Genomic DNA, 19569 nt, shown 5'->3' on the forward strand with positions numbered 1-19569 from the left:
ATTATAAATACACATTAAAAGAAAAGCCCTCATCATTTGATGAGGGCTTTTTTTATATTCTATTAAAAATTCTAATTCGTTTTAATTATTATTTCTTCAGAAATTAAACTTCCATCTGTAGTAATTCCTTCAATAAATAGGGATAGTTCTTGTTGTAACGTATTAAGAACTTTAAAACTAGCCGTGCCATTTTGTTTTAAATTAATATTAGAAATCCAGTCGATAACCCCATAATGCTTAAAGGCGTCACTTGTATAAGAGGTATATTTTGGAGCATAGAATTCTTTATCTGTAGTAAATCCATTTCCATTTATGATCTCTTTAATTGTTTCTCTTGAAGAGATTCCAATACCTCTTCCTTTGCGGGTCGTGATCTCAATAACACCATTATTACCATTCATTCCATAACCAAGACCATTTTTGCTAATAATAATAGATTCTACTTCAGAAGTTTTAAGATATACAAGTGGAGAAGTATCTGCACCCAATCGCATTCCGTTAAAGAAAATTTGTGGGATAGGTGGTCTGCCTTCGTCTAGTGATGAGGGAGTTCTATTTTCAATAACTAAATTCCCATAACCACCTTGTAAAACTCTAAATCCGTTAGCTCCAATATAATCTGTAATAAATAAATATCTACGGGCTAACTCTTCAGTAATTGTTACCTCTGGCTTTATCACTTTTAGATCATTACGATATTTGTCGGTCTTTTTATTTTCTCCAACTAACTGTATGGTATCAAGACTTTCTGTATCTCCTAAAAAATCATTAAAATTAACGTTAGAATTGTCAGTAACTTTTACATGGCGACTACTATAGGCATCCTTAAGCTCAGATCGTGTTTTATTAGGTGATATTGTTGCATAAATAGCAGGTTTAGAGATCTTACTATTTCTATCATTCATCAATCCATAAGATAGTGAGGAACTATCTTGAACATATACATTTTGAAGTTGGAACGTATTGTCCTCTTTTATTTCTACCATTTCGAATAATCCAGTTTCTTCAGATTTTATAAAAACTGTATTTTCTTTCTTTTCATTTCTATCAGAGACTTTACCATCTATGGTAAACCCTTTTTCGTGCGCTACTAATTTAGGAGTGCTAGAGTTTGCAATATCTTTCCAGCTATATTTGCTCCAACCTTGAGTAAGCATTAAAATATCCAGATCATAATCTACTTTTCTCTCATTGGTATCAGAGAAATAATAAGCTCCATTTTCCAAATTACCAGATAGGTAAGGTTTTAAATAGAATGCAGAGAGAATATTGTGTCTGGGTTTATAAGCTTTTGTAGCTGCAGGAAGAACAGATACACTTAAAGAGTTGCTATTTATAGCGGTTACCGCTTTAAGATCTATTCTAATAGAGTCTGTAATGGAGCTAGATACACTTGCTTTAACTCGTTTTCTACCTATATTATTTCTATTAAAGAATAAGCGCTCCAAAATTGGATTAAAATCTTCATCAAAAATAGTAACCGTATTAATTCCCGGGTAAAGAGAATCTTTACTCACATTCATGGTTACTTCTAATTTGTCTTTTGGAAATTGAAAGGCAAAGTCTTTGACGTTCCCATTTTGATGAATAGCTGCGAAGAAGGTTTTATCTTTTACTAATTCTTCAGAACTAGCATTGGTATTAACTTTAAAAATTATTTGATCATTTAAATTATTACCAGCAATATTAAATCCGGTAACATCTATATTTGGTAATGGCTTTTTTATTTTCTTACCATTTTCTGTTGTAACCTCTATACTATAGCTCTCCTTGGTAGTAGGTAAGAAATTAAATTTAGAAAGTCCGAATTGATTAGATTTAAAAGTAAGTAGAACTTCCCCAGATCCATTTAATAGCTTGCCATCATAAAAGAATGTAGAACTCCCATTGGAGTCAATTAACTTTATACCGATATTATTTCGAACATCAGCAAGAATATGGCCACCTTCCGGAAGCACCTGCAGATCAAAACTTATATCCTTGAGAGTATTTGGATCTGCGGAATCGCCTAAAATTTCGAAAGCCTGTACGTAAGACAGATCTTCTTTGAAATTTTCCATATACTTTGTGGAAGCCTTGATAAAATACCTTCCTGCGGTATAGTTCTTATTAGAAAGATCTATAAAGACAGAGCCTTTGCCTTGAGCAATTAGAACTGTTTTAGATGCTACAAATTCTCCAGAATCCTTAAAAATCTCTAAGTTGAGATTCATAGTTTCCGCATGAGGAGAATTTAATGTGGCATTGTACACATAGGCAGAAAGCCATAAATTCTCTTTTTTAAGGAAAGAGGTCTTATTTAAATGTAAAAAAACAGATTCTCTGTTGAGTTTAAAATAACTGGTGTAGTTATTTTCAAAACTTTCTAGTTCAGAGGATCTGTTTTGAGCGTTGCTATTGAGTGCAATTAGGCACGAGATAATAATTACCAATAAGTTTTTCATTCTTAATTAAATTATCTTCTAGAGTAGGGCCTAAAAGGTGGGGGTTTAAATACTAGCTGAAGAGACTTCAGAACTTCTGTTTATTTTTTTTACTAATCCTTGTAATACTTTTCCTGGTCCAACTTCTGTGAAATTTGTAGCACCATCTGCGATCATGTTTTGTACAGACTGGGTCCATTTAACCGGAGCTGTTAATTGAAATACCAAGTTCTTTTTGATCTCTGCAGGATCTGTTACCGCTGTAGTGCTCACATTCTGATAAATTGGGCAGATAGGTTCACTAAATAAAGTAGACTCTATAGCTTCGGCCAATTCTTTTCTAGCTGGTTCCATCAATGGGGAATGAAATGCTCCACCTACAGGTAATAATAATGCCCTCTTAGCGCCACGCTCCTTTAAAAGCTCACATGCTTTTTCTACTGCACTTGTGGCTCCAGAAATTACAAGTTGACCCGGGCAGTTATAATTCGCGGCAACTACAGTGCCCTCTACTTGTGCGCAAACTGCTTCCACTAATTCATCTTCCAGACCCAAAACCGCAGCCATTGTAGATGGTTCCAACTCGCAGGCATGTTGCATTGCCATAGCCCTTTTTGAAACTAGCCTTAGTGCAGCTTCAAACTCTAGAGTCTTATTTGCTACCAGTGCAGAAATTTCTCCTAAGGAGTGTCCTGCAACCATATCTGGCTTAAAGCTATCTCCCATGATGGTACTAAGAATCACAGAGTGTAAAAAAATTGCAGGTTGAGTTACTTTGGTTTGTTTTAGATCTTCAGCAGAACCTTCAAACATGATGTCTGTAATTGAAAAGCCTAAAATATCATTGGCTTTTTCAAACAAAGCTTGCGCGTCATGAGATTTTTCGTAAAGATCTAATCCCATTCCTGAGAATTGTGCCCCTTGACCGGGAAATATGTAAGCGTTCATTTTATTTAATTTTAATTCAGCTAAAATAGAAATAATAAAAAAGACCTCACAAGAATTATTCCTTATGAGGTCTTTTTAAATGTTAAAACAAAAAATTAAACGTTCAACTTTCCTTTTTCTCCAACATCTGCTTTATCTCCGGTAAGCGCTGCAACTCCCATTTTAAATAAGCTTATATATTTATTTTGTTTTGTATCCCAATAATATGCTTCATTCGGATCAAATTTGATAGCTGTAAGATTTGGATCATCTACACCGTCAAACCACGCATCATCTGTTTTTCCATAAAGATCTTTTAAGATGGATTTATCTGTAACGATACTCGCATGTCCAAAAATGCTAATAAACTCCATATCTGATGGCTTGCTATATAGTAGCTGTACTTTTGAATCTTTAACGATATTAGTATTGTGGTCACTATTCATTCCGCTTAAGAACCATATATCACCATTTTCATCTACCTTTTTGGTAGACATTGGTATGGCGCTAATAGGGGTTGTTTTAAGGTCTGTAAGCATCATACAGAAATCTATATCATTTACCAATTTCATCATTTTGTCAAGCGCATCTTGGCTTGTAAGATTTTTTGTGCTCATAACTTTTTTTGATTTTCAACTAAATTACCTTAAAGCTTTATGACAAAGCGCTAACAAAATGCCAAAAGATAACTGCGGCATGTTAAGAAATGTGAAATCAGTTAAATTTCATTAGAATTTGTTCAACGCGAGTTTTATAGCCAAGTCCAAATATATTGAGATGTACTAAAAGATAGTATAGTTGCCAGATCTCAAGGCGCTCCTTAAATCCATCTATAATAGGGAATTGTAGGTGGTAACTTTCAAATAGTCTCTCATTAAATCCACCAAACATATGCATTAATGCCAGATCTAGTTCTCTGGGTGCAAAACTCACAGCAGGATCTATTAAACAAGGTTTGCCATGTTCATTTATAATAAAATTGCCATTCCATAGATCTCCATGTGATAATGCCGGAGCTTCATTAGGAATTAAATTTGAAATATTCTTGAAAAATTTTTTATAGGAATCATTCAGATAGCCATTATCTTTTGCCAGTTGAAGCTGCGGCTCTAATCTTTGCGAGATATAAAATTCTGAAGCTGATGAATTCCAGGTATTATATTGACGGAGATTTGCGATGTAATTATCTTCTTTAAAACCAAAATTCTCTGAAGTAGCTTGATGTAGCTTCGCTAATTGATTTCCAAACACCTCCCAAAAATCCTCATTTGGGGCACTGGCTCTTTTATGTTCTAGTAATAAATAGGCGTGATGCTTATATTCACCAGTATATAAGGCTTTAGGAATATCTATGCAATTTGGAGCAGCTAGCGCATTTAATCCAGACATTTCTGCCGCGAACATCCCCGGAAATTTGTTGGCGTTGTTGATCTTAATTACCAACTTTTCATTGCTAGCGGAGGTTAGCAGATAAACTTCATTAATATCGCCACCGGTTAAAGCAGAAAAAGATTGCAGATCAAAATTGATCTCACTTGAAGCTTTTTCAATGAGCTCTTTAATATCATTACTTCCTGTCATAGGTTAGATAAGTAAATGCATAATCATGCTTTTCATCTTTATCGTGAAATACTTCAGATACAAGATTCCACTTGCTTTCATCAATCTCAGGAAAAAAAGTATCGGCTTCAAAAGTTCCATGAACTCTGGTAAGTTCTATTCTATCTGCCAGTTCCAAGCCCATTTTATAAATCTCTCCACCGCCAATTATAAAAGTCTGTGGGTCTTCCTTAGAAAATTCTATTGCTCGCTCTATGGAGTGAACTACAATAATACCTTCTTTCTTATAATTATCTTTTCTTGTAATTACAAGATGTGTTCTTTTAGGTAAAGGTTTTGGAAAAGATTCAAATGTTTTTCTGCCCATAATTATATGATGCCCGGAGGTAAGTTCTTTAAACCTTTTAAAATCATCTGGTAAATGCCATACAAGATCATTCTCTTTTCCTAATGCATTATTCTCTCCTGCAGCTGCAATTATTGTAAGCATAATTATTTCTGATTATATGGATTTGAAGTAGTGTTATCTCGGGTAACAGAGGTAGTGCTATAACTATCTTTAGGTGTAAGCGGATACTCTCTATCTACTTGTTGCTGTAATTCTGCAATTCTATCCTTTTGCTTTTTCACCAACTTCTCTAGTTGTCTTTGTTCCCATTCTTTACCCATAAATGCGCTTGTAACAAATACATTAATTACGTGGATTAAGAAAAAGAATGTCCATAGCAAAATTGCCCATACAAACCAATTATAGCCCAATGGCATAAAGTCTTCTCTATATCCAATAACAACATTCACTACTATTAAGAGTACGGCTCCCACCAGAAATATTACAAAATGTTGAAAAAGTCTTTTCTTTTGTCTTGCTCTTAATCTAGCATTCTCATACAACTCACGTTGCTCGGAATCTAGTTTACCTGGGTTTTTCTTTTTAGAGAACATATTTAGAATTACATTAGTATTCATTCAAATTTAAAGGTTTTTAAACCAATGTTAAAGCGCTTATGAAGAATTTAAGAAAACCCTTCCCGGTTCTAGCTCAATATATTTATTTTAATACTGCTGCATCCGGACTCTTGTCTGAAAAAGTATTGGAGTTTAGACAAGATCATGATCTTGATTTTTTGATTTCCGGGAGTATCCTTAAAGATAAACAAGGCAAGTTAATTTCTCAAGTTCGAGAGAGTGTGGGCAAATTCTTTAAATGTGAACCTCATAGAGTAGCTTTGGTTCCTAATTTTTCTTTCGGATTTAATACTCTTATGGAAAGTATAGACAAGTCTAAAAAAGTTCTTTTGCTGGAAGGAGACTATCCATCTATTAATTGGGCTGTAACTTCTAGAGATTTTAAAGTATGTTATGCAGATTTAAATGAAAATTTAGAAGCTACTATTGAAGCTGCTATAAATGATCAAAAGCCAGATGTCTTCGCCTTTAGTATCATTCAGTACATTAGTGGTATAAAACTTTCTATCTCATTTTTAAAAACACTAAAGGAAAAGTATCCAGACATCATCTTTGTTGCAGACGGCACTCAATTTTGTGGTACCGAAGATTTCAATTTTGATGATTCTGGAATAGATGTTCTACTATGTAGTTCTTATAAATGGTTAAACGCAGGTTATGGAAATGGCTTTGTTCTTTTTAACGAAAATGTACAAGGGAAAATAGCGCCTAGATCCTTAGGCTTTAATTCGGTTAAAGGAAAATATAAAGAAGCAGAAGGAAATCTTATAGGAAAGTTTGAACCAGGCCATCAAGACACTCTAAATTTTGGAAGTTTAAAAGTTGCTTTAGAGTTATTAACTGAGGTTGGAATGGAAAAAGTTCAAAGTAATATATCAGAACTTAGCAAACAGGCTAAAAATGAATTCGCATCATTAGGCCTTTTACAAGAAGATGTTGTTAATAGAGATACTCACTCTTCGATCTTTAATATAAAAGGCGATGACAAGCTATTTAATTATCTTAGAAGTAATAATGTAATTTGTGCGCAAAGGGGAAAAGGAATTAGATTGAGTTTCCATTATTTCAATACTTCAGAAGAGATAGAAAATTTAGTGCTGTTGCTTAAAAAGTTCCTTAATAAGTAATTAAATTATTTACTCAGTAACCTTTATCTCTTTCCAGAATGCAACATAATTTTCTATAGGTTTTGCAGCATGACTTGTATTGGGGTAGTACCAGGCGGCATCCTTGTTTATTTTATCTCCTACAGTTACATTATAATAAGAGGCAACTCCTTTCCATGGGCAGCGTGAGGTAGTGTCACTGTTATTAAAGAATTCAGACTTTATAGATTCTTTTGGGAAATAGTGGTTGTTCTCTACGATCTTAGTGTCATTACTTTCAGCAATTACGGTGTTGTTCCAGATAGCCTTCATATTATTGTTTTTTAAAAATGTAGTTCTTATAATATTTTTTTTCGTCAACAAAGGAGTGAGTTACTTTTAAACCTGCTTCTTCCGCAAGCCACTCTACAACAGCATCATCATATTTTTGTGATATCTCTGTATGAATTGTTTCCCACGCATCAAAATGAATATCTATCCCCAGACTTTCTATACTTACATTTTGCTCTTCTCTACTTACCAAAAAGCTTTTTGCAGTGCCAGACTCCGGATCATAAGTTTCCCAGTGAGAAAAGGTTTCTAAGTTAAAATTACCTCCAAGCTCTGAATTAATTCGTGCTAGCAAATTTTTGTTGAAGGCAGCGGTTACCCCAGTTTTATCGTTATAGGCTTCCAGTATGATTTCCGGGTCTTTCTTTTGATCAAATCCCATAAAAAGCATATCCTCATCACTCATTGCAATTTGAATATGTTTTAGAAAATCTATAGCATCTGTATGTAGAAGGTTACCAATATTTGAACCCAACACCAGAATCACCTTTTTTCGGGTATTATAATCTGATAGTTTTTCTAATGTTTTGAAATAGGTTCCTTGCTGAATCTTTACCTGAACTTCTGGGATCTCCTTTTTAAGAGAATCTTCCAGTTCTAGAAGTACATTCTCGCTTATATCTATTGGCAGATAATTAAAGTGTATTTTTTGAGCTACTAATTCTTTAAGCAGAAGTTTCGTCTTTTTACCATCACCTGCCCCCAGCTCAATTAGATCAAAACCATTATCGCTCTTAAATATTTCTGTAATTTCTGAAGTATGATCTTTTAGGATATTGAATTCACAATTGGTTAAATAATATTCTGGTAAGTTCATGATATCTTGAAACAACTTATCGCCCTTTTTATCATATATATACTTTGACAATAAATATTTGGGATAGGTAGTTAGCCCTATATGTACATCCTCTTCAAATGCTGAAGAAAAAGTGGTCTTTATATTTTCTTTCATCTTTAGTTGTAAAATTATCTAGCCAACCTTAATCCTGTGAATTGCCATCTTAAATGGGTTTGGAAAAAGTTTCTGTAAGTGGCTCTGGTATGATCTTTAGAGGTTGCAACGGATCCCCCTCGAAGTACTTTTTGATTCACCATGAACTTCCCATTGTACTCTCCAAGTGCCCCAGGAGCTTTCGTATAATTAGGGTAGGGGCTATATGCACTTTCTGTCCATTCCCATCTGCTTCCCCAATCAAAATTCTTTTGAGCAATTTCCCATTCAAATTCTGTGGGCAGTCTCATACCTTTCCATTGAGAGTATGCAAATGCTTCAAAATAGGAGATGTGAGTAACGGGAGCTTCCAATTTTAAATTTTCTAAACCTTGAAGGGTGTATTGTTGCCATTTACCATCTATGTGGTGCCAGTACGCAGGAGCTTTAATGTTATTGGTATTTACCCATTCCCATCCTTCAGCATGCCATAATAATACATCCTTGTAACCTCCGGCTTTAATAAATTCAAGATACTCTTTATTGGTAACTAACTTATTTGCTATTTCGTAATCCTGAAGGTACACTTTATGTCTCCCAAGTTCATTATCATAACAAAAAGAATCAGTATCATGCCCTATTTCATAGATACCGGCAGGTACTGTTATCCACTCAGTATCATATTTCTGGATGGGATTTTCTTTAAATGTTAGATTGTAATGGGGGAGTAAGGGGTTATTTCCTAATATGTATTTAATATCCGTAAGGAGTAACTCCTGGTGTTGTTTTTCATGATGACAACCAATCTCTATCACTTCTAGCATTTTTTTAGAAAAATTGGAAGTATATTCAAAAAGCTTCATCATTGCATCAGTCACATGCTTTCTGTAAGAATAGATCCAAGCAACTGTGGGTCTAGAAAGATTACCTCTATCTGTTCTAACCACTTTCTCACCAACGCTTTCATAATAACTGTTGAATACAAATGCAGTGTGATCGTCAAAAAGCACATAATCCTTATAGAATTCCTTAAGAACAAATTCTTCGAAGAACCAGGTAGTATGGCCTAGATGCCATTTAGGCGGAGAAACATCTACTACGGGTTGCACCACGTAATCTTCTGTTTCTAGAAAAGAACATATTTGCTCTGTATCTTTTCTTGTATTTGAAAATAAGTTAAGTAATTCGTTTTTTGAGATCATATAAGTAGTAATAGAGGCTACTACTCAAAGTTACAATAATTTAGAAATGACAGAAATATACATGAGTTAAGGAGGAGTTAAAAAATAACTCCCTCTTAATTCAATGTTAACCGATTTTAAATACCTAAAAGTTAAGGGGAATGGTATATTCGATAGGAGTAGGTTTTCCGGCTAAACTACCTGGCTTCATTTTAGGCATCTTCATGATCATTTCTTTAGCAGCAGCATTTATTTTAGCGTCCTTTCCCTCAATAGAAGTAACTTCAACCATTCCTTCTTTATTGATGACCATAGAAATTATTGCCTTCCCTCTAAGGAATTCTCCTTTGCTATTCTTAGGATATTTATAATTTTCGCGTACGTGTTGTCCTAACATCTTATTAAAACAAGCTTTTGTGTCTTTGCTATTTTCGCAACCAGGCCATACGGGCGCAATTTCTGTAGTTGAAACAGAATTACCAGAAACTTTTACTCCTTCTTGTGCAAAAGAAATGCTTGCTACAAAAAACAAAACAACAAATGAAATTACTTTTTCCATGATTTACGTAGATTTTAGTGCCTTAAATTTGGGTTGTAAGGCGTTAAGGTAGGTCTAATACAATTATTATACCGCTACTTTTCCTTTTATATGCGGGTGCGGATCGTAATTTTCAAGACTGAAATCTTCAAATTTAAAACTGAAGATATCTTTTACCTCAGGATTTATTTTAATTTGAGGTAATTTACGAAGATCTCTAGATAACTGCAATTCTACTTGTTCAAAATGATTGTTATAGATATGTGCATCTCCAAAGGTATGTATGAAATCTCCGGGTTCATAACCACATACCTGAGCCATCAACATGGTAAATAGGGCATAGGAGGCTATATTAAAAGGTACGCCAAGAAATACATCTGCACTGCGCTGATAAAGTTGACAAGACAACTTTCCATCTGCAACATAGAATTGGAAAAAAGCATGACATGGTGGTAAAGCAGCTTTTCCATTGGCTACATTTTCAGAAAAAGTTTTTGAAGTATCAGGCATTACAGATGGATTCCAAGCAGAAACTAACATTCTTCTACTATTTGGGTTTTTCTTTAAAGTCTCAACTATTTCTTTAATCTGGTCTATATCTTCTCCATTCCAATTTCTCCATTGGTATCCATATACAGGACCAAGATCACCATTTTCATCAGCCCATTCATTCCAGATCCTTACCCCGTTATCTTGAAGATATTTTACATTGGTATCTCCGTTTAGAAACCACAATAGCTCATATACTATAGACTTTAAATGAAGCTTTTTGGTAGTTACCATTGGGAATCCTTCGCTAAGGTCAAATCTCATTTGGTATCCAAAAACGCTTTTGGTGCCTGTACCTGTGCGATCTCCTTTTTGTACCCCGTTATCCAGAATATGTTTTATAAGGTCGTGATATTGTTTCATAGCTTTAATATAGTCCTTTTATAATAGAAATGGTATTGTAAGAATAGCTAAAATATGGAATAGAAGAGTAGGATAAAACTTTGAGGTTCTACCAATTATTAATAGTTATTAACTACATAATTTTAATATAGGAATTGCTGTTTAACCTATAATCATTCCAGCTAATGTGGCAGAAAGTAAAGAGGCTATGGTACCACCAATTAGTGCTTTAAGTCCAAATTCTGAAAGGGTTTTCCTCTTGCCGGGAGCTAAAGAACCAATACCTCCAATTTGAATTCCTATAGAAGCAAAGTTGGCAAATCCACAGAGCATATAGGTAGCCATAATCACAGATTTCTCATAGTTAAGGCTTAATGCATTTGCAGGATTCTTAAGATCTGCAAGCTGAATATATCCAACAAATTCACTAGCAGCTAGCTTTATACCTAATAATTGCCCCATTAGCATCATATCTTCTTTAGCCACACCAATTAACCACATTAAAGGCGCAAATACAGTTCCTAATATAGATTCTAAAGAGAATTTAGTGTAAGGTGTATAGGTAGCCAAAAGTGAGTTTAGGTGAGTGAGAGAACCAAAGTATCCCAAAATATAGTTTATCATGGCTATAAACGCGATAAATACAAGAAGCATAGCGGCAACATTGGCGGCCAATTTTAATCCTTCTGTAGTACCATTTGCTATTGCATCTAGTATATTAGATCCAATCTTTTCTGAAGAGATCTCAACATTGGTATTTACCGGTTCCTGTTGCGGATATAGTATTTTAGAGATTACAATAGCACCTGGAGCTGCCATTACAGAGGCTGCTAATAAGTGTTTTGCAAACTGAAGTCTTAATTCTGGATCGTCTCCTCCCAGAAAACCTATATAGGCAGCTAATACACCACCTGCTACGGTTGCCATACCACCAATCATTACCAGTAATATTTCAGAACGATTCATTCTTTCTAAATAGGCTTTGATCATTAATGGTGCTTCTGTTTGTCCTAAAAAGATATTTCCGGCTACACTTAAACTTTCTGCTCCAGAAATTCCCATTAGTTTGGTTAGAACCTTAGCTAAACCTTTTACTACCAATTGAATTACTCCTAAATAGAATAATACTGATGTAAGTGCAGAGAAGAAGATAATTGTAGGTAATACTTGGAATAAAAATATGAATCCAAAACTGTCCACATCCATCATTCCTCCTAATAAGAATTCACTTCCTGCTCGGGTAAAGTCCAAAATGAGTACAAAAATGTTTCCAACAAATTCAAAGATCCTTTGAACAAAACCTATCTTTAATACACCAATTGCCAATAATAATTGAGCACCAAGTCCTATTCCTACAGTTTTCCAGCTTATAGCTTTTCTAGCGCTGCTGAATAAATAAGCTATTAGTAGTAATACGAACATTCCAAGCACTCCGCGCCATATACTGGAAAAAGAAATACCAGTACTTGGGATCATGGTTTTTTCTGTGGCTACCGGAATAACCTCAGAAATTGTTTGAGGAGATTCTTTGAAAGTGTAGGTGCTATTATTATCTAGAATTACAAGTGAAGAATCTGTAAGTTCAGAAATTCGAAAGTTTCTAATGGTATCTTTTGGTGCGCTGTAAAAGAAAACCAATAAATTGTTCTGATAGAGATAATCTCCTTTGGCTTTTACAGAATCTTCTTGATTTGTTCTGATCTCAAACTGACCTTCGTCTAAAACCAATTTGTCTCTGTCTGAAAAATTATTTTGGATGATGCTGGTGTCTTGTGCGGACTGATAGCTCCAATTTTTAGAAATGCTTTGGGAATGGGCCGTAACTATTCCGAATAAAATAAAGAACAGGCAATACCAGTAATTCTTCATAAACAAATGCTTATTTGCGTTTTGAAATTTCATCTCTTAAACGCGCAGCTTTTTCGTAGTCTTCATTCTTAACTGCTTGAGAGAGTAACGTTTCGAGTTCGTCTAATGACATGTTTTTATAATTGGGTCCCGGAGTTTCCATTTCCTCTGCATGTATATCATCTACATCCATAGTCATGCTTTCTCTTCCGGTAGGAGGTGTCATGGTGCCAGTTTCTCCTTTAAGGAAGATCCCGGCTTTATCTAAAATATTCTTATAAGTAAAAATTGGAGCATCAAACCTCAAGGCAAGTGCAATAGCATCGCTAGTTCTGGCATCTATGATCTCTTCTATCTTATCGCGTTCACAAATAAGACTAGAATAAAATACTCCATCTACGAGTTTGTGAATAATTACCTGTTTCACGATGATGTTGAATCGTTCACAGAAGTTTTTAAAAAGATCGTGGGTAAGGGGTCTAGGTGGTTTTATCTCTTTCTCTAGAGCAATGGCAATAGATTGTGCCTCGAAAGCTCCAATAACAATTGGTAGTTTTCTTTCCCCATCAACTTCACTAAGTATTAGTGCGTAAGCTCCATTTTGGGTTTGACTATAAGATATTCCTTTTATGTTAAGGCGTACTAAGCTCATATAGCAATAATTGAAAAGGGCTGTCTAAAATAAGGACAATGTTACCATATTTAGACAGCCCTTTTAAGGGGTGCAAGTTAAAAAAATTATGCGTTTTTCGCTTTAAATTCTTTTAGTTTTTCATTAAGCTTTGGTATAATCTCAAACGCATCTCCTACTACTCCGTAATCTGCAGCTTTAAAGAAAGGTGCTTCCGGGTCATTATTTATAACGACTTTAGTTTTAGATGAGTTGATTCCTGCTAAGTGTTGGATAGCTCCAGAGATACCAATAGCAATGTATAGGTTAGAAGCTACAGGTTTACCAGTTTGCCCTACGTGCTCGCTATGAGGTCTCCATCCCATATCGCTTACAGGTTTGGAACAAGCGGTAGCTGCTCCAAGAGTATCTGCTAATTCTTCTATCATACCCCAGTTTTCAGGTCCTTTAAGTCCTCTACCGCCAGAAACAACAATTTCTGCATCTGCAATAGTTACGGTATTTTTGGCTTTATCTACATTGGTAACCTTAACAGAAAAATCTTCTGCTGTAAGTGTTGCATCAAAATCTTCTGCAGTTGCAGAAGCTTGATTTTCTTTTAGACCAAAAGCATTCTTAGAAAGCCCTATGATCTTAACATCTGTATCAATTTTTGTGAAATTGAATGCCTTGTTAGTAAATGCTGTTCTTTTAACAACAAATGGACTTTGGCTTTCTGGTAATGCAACAACATTGGAAGCATACCCAGCATTTAAGTGTACTGCTAAAAGTGGTGCTAAATATTTGCTATTAGCACTTTGGCTAAGTACCACCACTTTAGTTTCTTCTTTCTTTGCAGCTTGTGTTAGAACATCTGCATAAGCTTCAGCATTAAAGTTTGATAATTTATCATTATTTACTTTTAAAACTTTATCTACTCCATAAGTTCCAAGTTCTGAAGTGTCTTCTGTATTAAAAGTCACTGCGGTAACAGTAGTTTGCAACATTTGTGCAACTTCTCTAGCGTAAGAAGCTACCTCAAAAGATGCTTTTTTAAATTTTCCGTCTTCGGATTCTATATATACTAAAACTGACATGTCTTTAATTTTTTGTTATTGAATAAATGAATTCTGATTATGCATTATCATTAAATCGATTTCTCGATTTGAAAAGACAATAATTAGATCACTTTTGCTTCATTGTGCAATAGGTTGATCAATTCATCTAAATTGTCTGGATCGATCAATTTCACAGCTCCCTTAGGTGCTGGTTTTTCAAACTTTTCAGCCTCTGTTTGAGCAACTACCTCTACCGGAGCTACTACATTAAGAGGTTTTTTACGCGCTTGCATAATCCCTCTCATGTTTGGTATTCTAAGATCGCTCTCTTCTACCAATCCTTTTTGTCCACCAATTACTAAAGGTAGAGAAGTAGTAACACTTTCTTTACCACCGTCAATCTCACGAATGGCTTTAGCTTCAGTTCCTTCAATTTCAATACCTATACATGTGTTTACAAAATTTGCGCTAAGCAAAGCTGCTAACATTCCTGGTACCATTCCTCCATTATAATCAATAGATTCTCTTCCGGCAATTATTAAATCATATCCACCTTCTTTCGCTACGTTGGCAAGTTGTTTTGCAACCTGAAATCCATCTGTAGCAGGAGTATTTACTCTAATAGCATTATCTGCTCCAATTGCTAATGCTTTTCTTAATGTAGGTTCTGTTTCTGCACCTCCCACATTTACTACATCTACACTTGCGCCTTGCTTTTCTTTAAACCACATAGCACGGGTTAGACCAAATTCATCATTAGGATTTATCACAAACTGAACCCCGTTAGTATCAAACTGGGTATCATTATCTGTAAAATTGATCTTTGAAGTAGTGTCCGGTACGTGACTAATACACACTAATATTTTCATCTATATACTCTTTTTGAATGATTTATTTTTAATGTTTACGAAGATAAGGAAATTAAATCGAAATTTACTATGCATGCATAGTAAATATTTTATCTAGAAGTAGTAGTTAAACTTTTTTGAATTACTATTTTTGTTTTTTTAAGTCTACAATTAATATTTTATCATAGAATGAAGACAATTCAGTTTAGAGAAGCCGTTCAACAGGCAATGAGCGAGGAGATGCGTAAAGATGATACCATTTATTTAATGGGAGAAGAAGTTGCAGAATATAATGGAGCTTATAAAGCGTCTAAAGGGATGTTGGATGAGTTTGGTCCAGATCGCGTAATTGATACTCCTATTGCAGAGCTAGGTTTCTCTGGAATTGCTATTGGAAGTGCTATGAATGGCAATAGACCAATTGTGGAGTTCATGACTTTTAACTTCTCATTGGTTGGAATAGATCAAATTATCAACAACGCTGCTAAGATGCGCCAAATGAGTGGTGGGCAATTTAATATTCCTATCGTTTTTAGAGGGCCAACAGCTTCCGCAGGTCAATTAGCTGCTACTCACTCTCAAGCTTTTGAAAGCTGGTATGCAAACTGTCCTGGACTTAAAGTGGTAATTCCATCAAATCCATACGATGCTAAAGGTTTATTGAAATCTGCAATTAGAGATGATGATCCTGTTATCTTTATGGAGAGCGAGCAAATGTATGGTGATAAGGGAGAAGTGCCTGAAGAAGAATACACTATTCCTTTAGGAGTTGCAGATATTAAAAGAGAAGGAACAGATGTAACTATAGTTTCTTTTGGTAAGATCATCAAAGAAGCTTATATAGCTGCAGAAGAATTAGAAAAAGAAGATATTTCTTGCGAGATCATAGATCTTAGAACTATCCGCCCTATGGACCATGATACTATATTGAAGTCTGTGAAGAAAACAAACAGATTAGTGATCTTAGAAGAGGCATGGCCTTTTGGAAATATTGCTACAGAAATAACCTACCAGGTGCAAGCAAATGCTTTTGATTATTTGGATGCCCCTATTATAAAGATCAATACGGCAGATACTCCAGCGCCATATTCACCAGAACTATTCAAAGAATGGTTGCCAAATAGTGAAGATGTTGTTAAAGCTGTGAAAAAGGTGCTTTACAAGTAATAAGATAAACATATCTTTGCGGCTTCATCTTAACAGATGAAGCTTTTTTTTTGCCCTATTATGAAAAACTTCCTTGCCTTTTCCTTATTATTTCTAGTATCTTTCTTTGCTTTTTCTCAAACCAGAATTGAGGGGAAAGTGGTAGATGAATCTGGAATTCCATTGCCATTTGTTAATGTTATATTCTTAAATTCTTCTGAGGGAACTACTTCTAGTGAGAATGGAGATTTTTATTTAGAGACTAAGAATAGTTACAAAGCCCTAGAGATTTCTTATATAGGATATACCACTTTAGAAGTTCCATTAAAGAATGGGGATAATCTCAATTTAAAGGTGGTCTTAAAAGAAGCCTCAGAATCTTTGGATGAAGTTGTGATCTATCGCGGTAAAACTTCAAAAAAAAATAATCCGGCAATAGATATACTTCGGAAGATATGGGAAAATAGAAGAAAAAATGGTGTAAAGGAGTTTGATCAATATCAATATAGAAGGTATGAGAAGCTAGAATTCGATCTAAATTCTATAGATAGCGCGCTGGTTGAAAGTCCTATTTTTAACGGGATGGAATTTATATTTGATGATCTAGATACCAATGCTTTTACCGGTAAAGCTTATTTGCCAATTTTCTTAAATGAAGCCGTTTCTAAAGTTTATGGAGATAATACTAATGGACAGTTAAGAGAAGAGTTGCTTGGAAATAAGAATTCTGGATTTAGCAAAAATCAAACCTTGATCTCAGATCTTAAAGATATTTATGATGAGGTAGATATTTACGATAACTATTTACAGTTCTTCGATAAAAGTTTTATAAGTCCACTTTCTACTACAGGTGTTAATAATTACAATTATGTATTACGAGATAGCTCATTCATTGGTGATAAATGGTGTTATAACATCTTGTATTATCCAAGAAGAAAGAATGAATTAACCTTTAGTGGAGATTTTTGGGTAAATGATACTACTTGGGCGGTAAAGAAGATTAATCTTGAGATGGATGAAAGTGCCAATATAAATTGGGTAAATGGTGTATATATAGAACAGGAATTTGATGTTTTAAATGATTCTGTTTTCTTAATGACTAGAGATTTCTTTCAAGCAAACTTTGCACTTCGTAAGAAAAAAGATGCTCGAGGAGTTTATGGAAAGCGTACTGTTCTCTATGATAATTATGAATTCAATAAAAAGAAATCTGCAGAATTCTACAATAGGCCTCTAAATAAATTTCAAGAAACCAAGTACGATAAGAGCGATGAGTTTTGGGCCGAGAATAGGCTTGAACCTTTAAATGGAGATGAGCGAGGGGTATATGATCTTATAGATACCTTACAAACTGTAAAAGCATTTAATAGGATTTACGATGTTACCACCACGCTTGCTACTGGTTATATAGAATTAAATGATTTTGACTTTGGTCCCATCTATTCTACGGTAGGTTTTAATGATGTTGAGGGCCTTCGATTACGTGCCGGTGGTAGAACTTATTTTGGTTTTAATGATCTCTGGAGATTAGAAGGATATGGAGCCTATGGATTTAAAGACAATCAATTTAAATATGGGATCTCTGGAAAAGTATTATTAGATAGAAGATCTAGATTAACCTTGTCTGGAGGAAATAGAAGAGATATAGAGCAATTAGGAACCAATCTTACCAATTCTACAGATGTTTTAGGCAGAAGTTTAGCTTCTTCATCTCTTATTAATGTGGGAAATAATGACAAGCTTAGTTCTATAAATCTTTCGGTATTAGCTTTGGAAATAGAACCTTTCAAAAATTTCACATTTAGGGTGGGGGCATCCTATAGATTCTTAAAACCTGCTTCTCCAACTTTTAGCTTAGATTATTATACAGATGAAGCCAGAACCCAAACTGCTTCTAATATAAATCAAACAGAGATCTCTACCATAGTTAGTTTTACTCCTGGAAGAGAAACTTCCGGATACGGCGTAGAGCGAAATGTAGTGAATGAAGGAGATTTTCCAACATTCTTTCTTAATTATAGTGTTGGAGTAAAAGACTATTTCAATAGCGATTTTAATTATAAGAAGGTTCAATTATTTTATAATCAGCCATGGATGGTTGGAGGTTTTGGTAAAGCCAATTTTAGTTTGGAAGCAGGAAAAACTTTTGGAGAAGTTCCACTGGGTCTTCTAAATGTAGTTCCTGGAAATCAGACCTATTTTCAATTATTCAACACTTTTTCGCTTCTTAATTTCTATGAGTTTGTTACAGATACCTATGCTGCAGTTCATTTTGAACACAATTTTAATGGTAGACTGTTCTCTAGGGTTCCGCTTCTAAGAGACCTTAATCTAAGAGAGATTGTTGGAGTAAAAGGAGTATGGGGAGAACTTTCGGATGATAATAAAAGATTAGATGCTTCTGGCTTAGAGCTTATAGCTCCTAGTAATGAGCCATATTATGAGTATAGCGTAGGAATAGGAAATATTTTAAAATTTATTAGAATAGACGCCCATTTTAGAGGGAATTATTTTAATAATGTAGACGCTAGATCTTTTGGTGTAACAGCAGCTTTCGGATTTCACTTTTAAATAATGATTTTAAGGTTGAAATGTGCTATATTTGCGCCCTCGAAAATAGAATAATAAACACGTATACAATGTCTGAGACTTTTGATGTATTGATAGAAATCCCTAAAGGGAGTAGAAATAAGTATGAGTATGATTTTGAATTAAAGAAAGTTCGTTATGATAGAATGATCTTTTCTTCTATGATGTACCCTGCAGATTATGGTTTTATTCCAAATACCCTTGCGTTAGACAGCGATCCGCTAGACGTATTGGTATTGGTTGCAGAACCAACCTTTCCAGGAATTGTAATGGAAGTTAAACCAATTGGAGTATTCCATATGGCAGATGAGAAAGGTCCGGATGAGAAAATTATCTGTGTGCCGGTTTCAGATCCTATTTGGAATAGAATTAATGATCTTCCAGAACTTAATGGTCATCTTACAAAAGAGATCGAGCATTTCTTTAAAGTGTATAAAGATCTTGAAAAGAAAAAAGTAGATGTTGGTGGATGGGGAAATGCTGCTGAAGCAAAAGAAATTATTCAACAATGTATCGATAGATATAAGAATTATGAAGGTGATAAGGAGAGATTTGGGATATAAACCCAATCCTTTTACATAATCATTAAATATTTAAAAGCAATAACCTTAAAAAGT

General features: G+C 34.6%; 19 protein-coding genes. 4 read left to right on the forward strand and 15 right to left on the reverse strand.

Going from position 1 to position 19569, the window contains the following annotated elements:
* Positions 1 to 71: 71 nt before the first annotated feature.
* From P163_RS08785 to P163_RS08810, 6 genes are all read right to left on the reverse strand, one after another.
* Positions 72 to 2444 (reverse strand): hypothetical protein, encoded by a 2373-nt coding sequence (locus P163_RS08785; protein WP_034889734.1) that lies wholly within the window; start codon positions 2442 to 2444, stop codon positions 72 to 74.
* Positions 2445 to 2489: 45 nt separating this feature from the next.
* Positions 2490 to 3371, reverse strand: coding sequence for an ACP S-malonyltransferase (gene fabD / locus P163_RS08790; protein ID WP_034889737.1), 882 nt, complete (start codon positions 3369 to 3371; stop codon positions 2490 to 2492).
* A 95-nt stretch (positions 3372 to 3466) separates the two neighbouring features.
* A complete protein-coding gene (locus P163_RS08795; RefSeq protein WP_034889740.1) occupies positions 3467 to 3967 on the reverse strand; it encodes a pyridoxamine 5'-phosphate oxidase family protein in 501 nt (166 codons plus the stop codon).
* Between the two features lie 97 nt (positions 3968 to 4064).
* Positions 4065 to 4931, reverse strand: coding sequence for a fructosamine kinase family protein (locus P163_RS08800; RefSeq protein ID WP_034889743.1), 867 nt, complete (start codon positions 4929 to 4931; stop codon positions 4065 to 4067).
* Positions 4918 to 5400 (reverse strand): dihydrofolate reductase, encoded by a 483-nt coding sequence (locus P163_RS08805; protein WP_034889745.1) that lies wholly within the window; start codon positions 5398 to 5400, stop codon positions 4918 to 4920. Before P163_RS08805 ends, P163_RS08800 begins: the two co-directional genes overlap by 14 nt.
* 2 nt (positions 5401 to 5402) lie before the next feature.
* A complete protein-coding gene (locus P163_RS08810) occupies positions 5403 to 5876 on the reverse strand; it encodes a 2TM domain-containing protein (protein ID WP_316930069.1) in 474 nt (157 codons plus the stop codon).
* A gap of 38 nt (positions 5877 to 5914) precedes the next feature.
* Between P163_RS08810 and P163_RS08815 the strand changes: the two genes are divergently transcribed.
* Positions 5915 to 7003: an aminotransferase class V-fold PLP-dependent enzyme gene (locus P163_RS08815; RefSeq protein WP_034889751.1), complete on the forward strand. Its 1089-nt coding sequence runs from the start codon at positions 5915 to 5917 to the stop codon at positions 7001 to 7003.
* Positions 7004 to 7012: 9 nt separating this feature from the next.
* On the opposite strand, the gene P163_RS08820 is transcribed toward P163_RS08815, so the two are convergent.
* From P163_RS08820 to P163_RS08860, 9 genes are all read right to left on the reverse strand, one after another.
* A complete protein-coding gene (locus tag P163_RS08820) occupies positions 7013 to 7294 on the reverse strand; it encodes a DUF427 domain-containing protein (protein ID WP_034894161.1) in 282 nt (93 codons plus the stop codon).
* Position 7295: 1 nt separating this feature from the next.
* On the reverse strand, positions 7296 to 8264 hold the full coding sequence (locus P163_RS08825) for an L-histidine N(alpha)-methyltransferase (protein WP_034889754.1): 969 nt from the start codon (positions 8262 to 8264) through the stop codon (positions 7296 to 7298).
* Positions 8265 to 8278: 14 nt separating this feature from the next.
* On the reverse strand, positions 8279 to 9445 hold the full coding sequence (gene egtB / locus P163_RS08830) for an ergothioneine biosynthesis protein EgtB (RefSeq protein ID WP_034889756.1): 1167 nt from the start codon (positions 9443 to 9445) through the stop codon (positions 8279 to 8281).
* Positions 9446 to 9569: 124 nt separating this feature from the next.
* Positions 9570 to 9983 carry an energy transducer TonB gene (locus P163_RS08835; protein WP_034889759.1) on the reverse strand — a complete coding sequence of 138 codons (414 nt, stop codon included), beginning with the start codon at positions 9981 to 9983 and terminating at the stop codon, positions 9570 to 9572.
* A gap of 66 nt (positions 9984 to 10049) precedes the next feature.
* On the reverse strand, positions 10050 to 10874 hold the full coding sequence (locus tag P163_RS08840) for a thymidylate synthase (RefSeq protein ID WP_034889762.1): 825 nt from the start codon (positions 10872 to 10874) through the stop codon (positions 10050 to 10052).
* A 141-nt stretch (positions 10875 to 11015) separates the two neighbouring features.
* A complete protein-coding gene (locus P163_RS08845) occupies positions 11016 to 12722 on the reverse strand; it encodes a NupC/NupG family nucleoside CNT transporter (protein WP_034894164.1) in 1707 nt (568 codons plus the stop codon).
* A gap of 10 nt (positions 12723 to 12732) precedes the next feature.
* Positions 12733 to 13353, reverse strand: coding sequence for a bifunctional nuclease family protein (locus P163_RS08850; protein ID WP_034889764.1), 621 nt, complete (start codon positions 13351 to 13353; stop codon positions 12733 to 12735).
* 86 nt (positions 13354 to 13439) lie between these two features.
* Positions 13440 to 14408: an electron transfer flavoprotein subunit alpha/FixB family protein gene (locus P163_RS08855; protein WP_034889767.1), complete on the reverse strand. Its 969-nt coding sequence runs from the start codon at positions 14406 to 14408 to the stop codon at positions 13440 to 13442.
* An 83-nt stretch (positions 14409 to 14491) separates the two neighbouring features.
* Positions 14492 to 15238, reverse strand: coding sequence for an electron transfer flavoprotein subunit beta/FixA family protein (locus tag P163_RS08860; protein WP_034889770.1), 747 nt, complete (start codon positions 15236 to 15238; stop codon positions 14492 to 14494).
* 168 nt (positions 15239 to 15406) lie between these two features.
* On the opposite strand from P163_RS08860, the gene P163_RS08865 reads away from it, so the two are divergent.
* The 3 genes from P163_RS08865 to P163_RS08875 all read left to right on the forward strand — a co-directional run bounded on the left by P163_RS08865 (position 15407) and on the right by P163_RS08875 (position 19515).
* Positions 15407 to 16384, forward strand: coding sequence for a pyruvate dehydrogenase complex E1 component subunit beta (locus P163_RS08865; RefSeq protein ID WP_034889773.1), 978 nt, complete (start codon positions 15407 to 15409; stop codon positions 16382 to 16384).
* A 60-nt stretch (positions 16385 to 16444) separates the two neighbouring features.
* Complete coding sequence (locus P163_RS08870; protein WP_034894167.1) at positions 16445 to 18934, forward strand: DUF5686 and carboxypeptidase-like regulatory domain-containing protein; 2490 nt, start codon at positions 16445 to 16447, stop codon at positions 18932 to 18934.
* Positions 18935 to 19002: 68 nt separating this feature from the next.
* Complete coding sequence (locus P163_RS08875) at positions 19003 to 19515, forward strand: inorganic diphosphatase (RefSeq protein WP_034889776.1); 513 nt, start codon at positions 19003 to 19005, stop codon at positions 19513 to 19515.
* The last annotated feature ends 54 nt before the right edge of the window (positions 19516 to 19569 follow it).

The sequence above is a fragment of the Gillisia sp. Hel_I_29 genome, from assembly GCF_000744275.1.
Lineage (GTDB): Bacteria > Bacteroidota > Bacteroidia > Flavobacteriales > Flavobacteriaceae > Gillisia.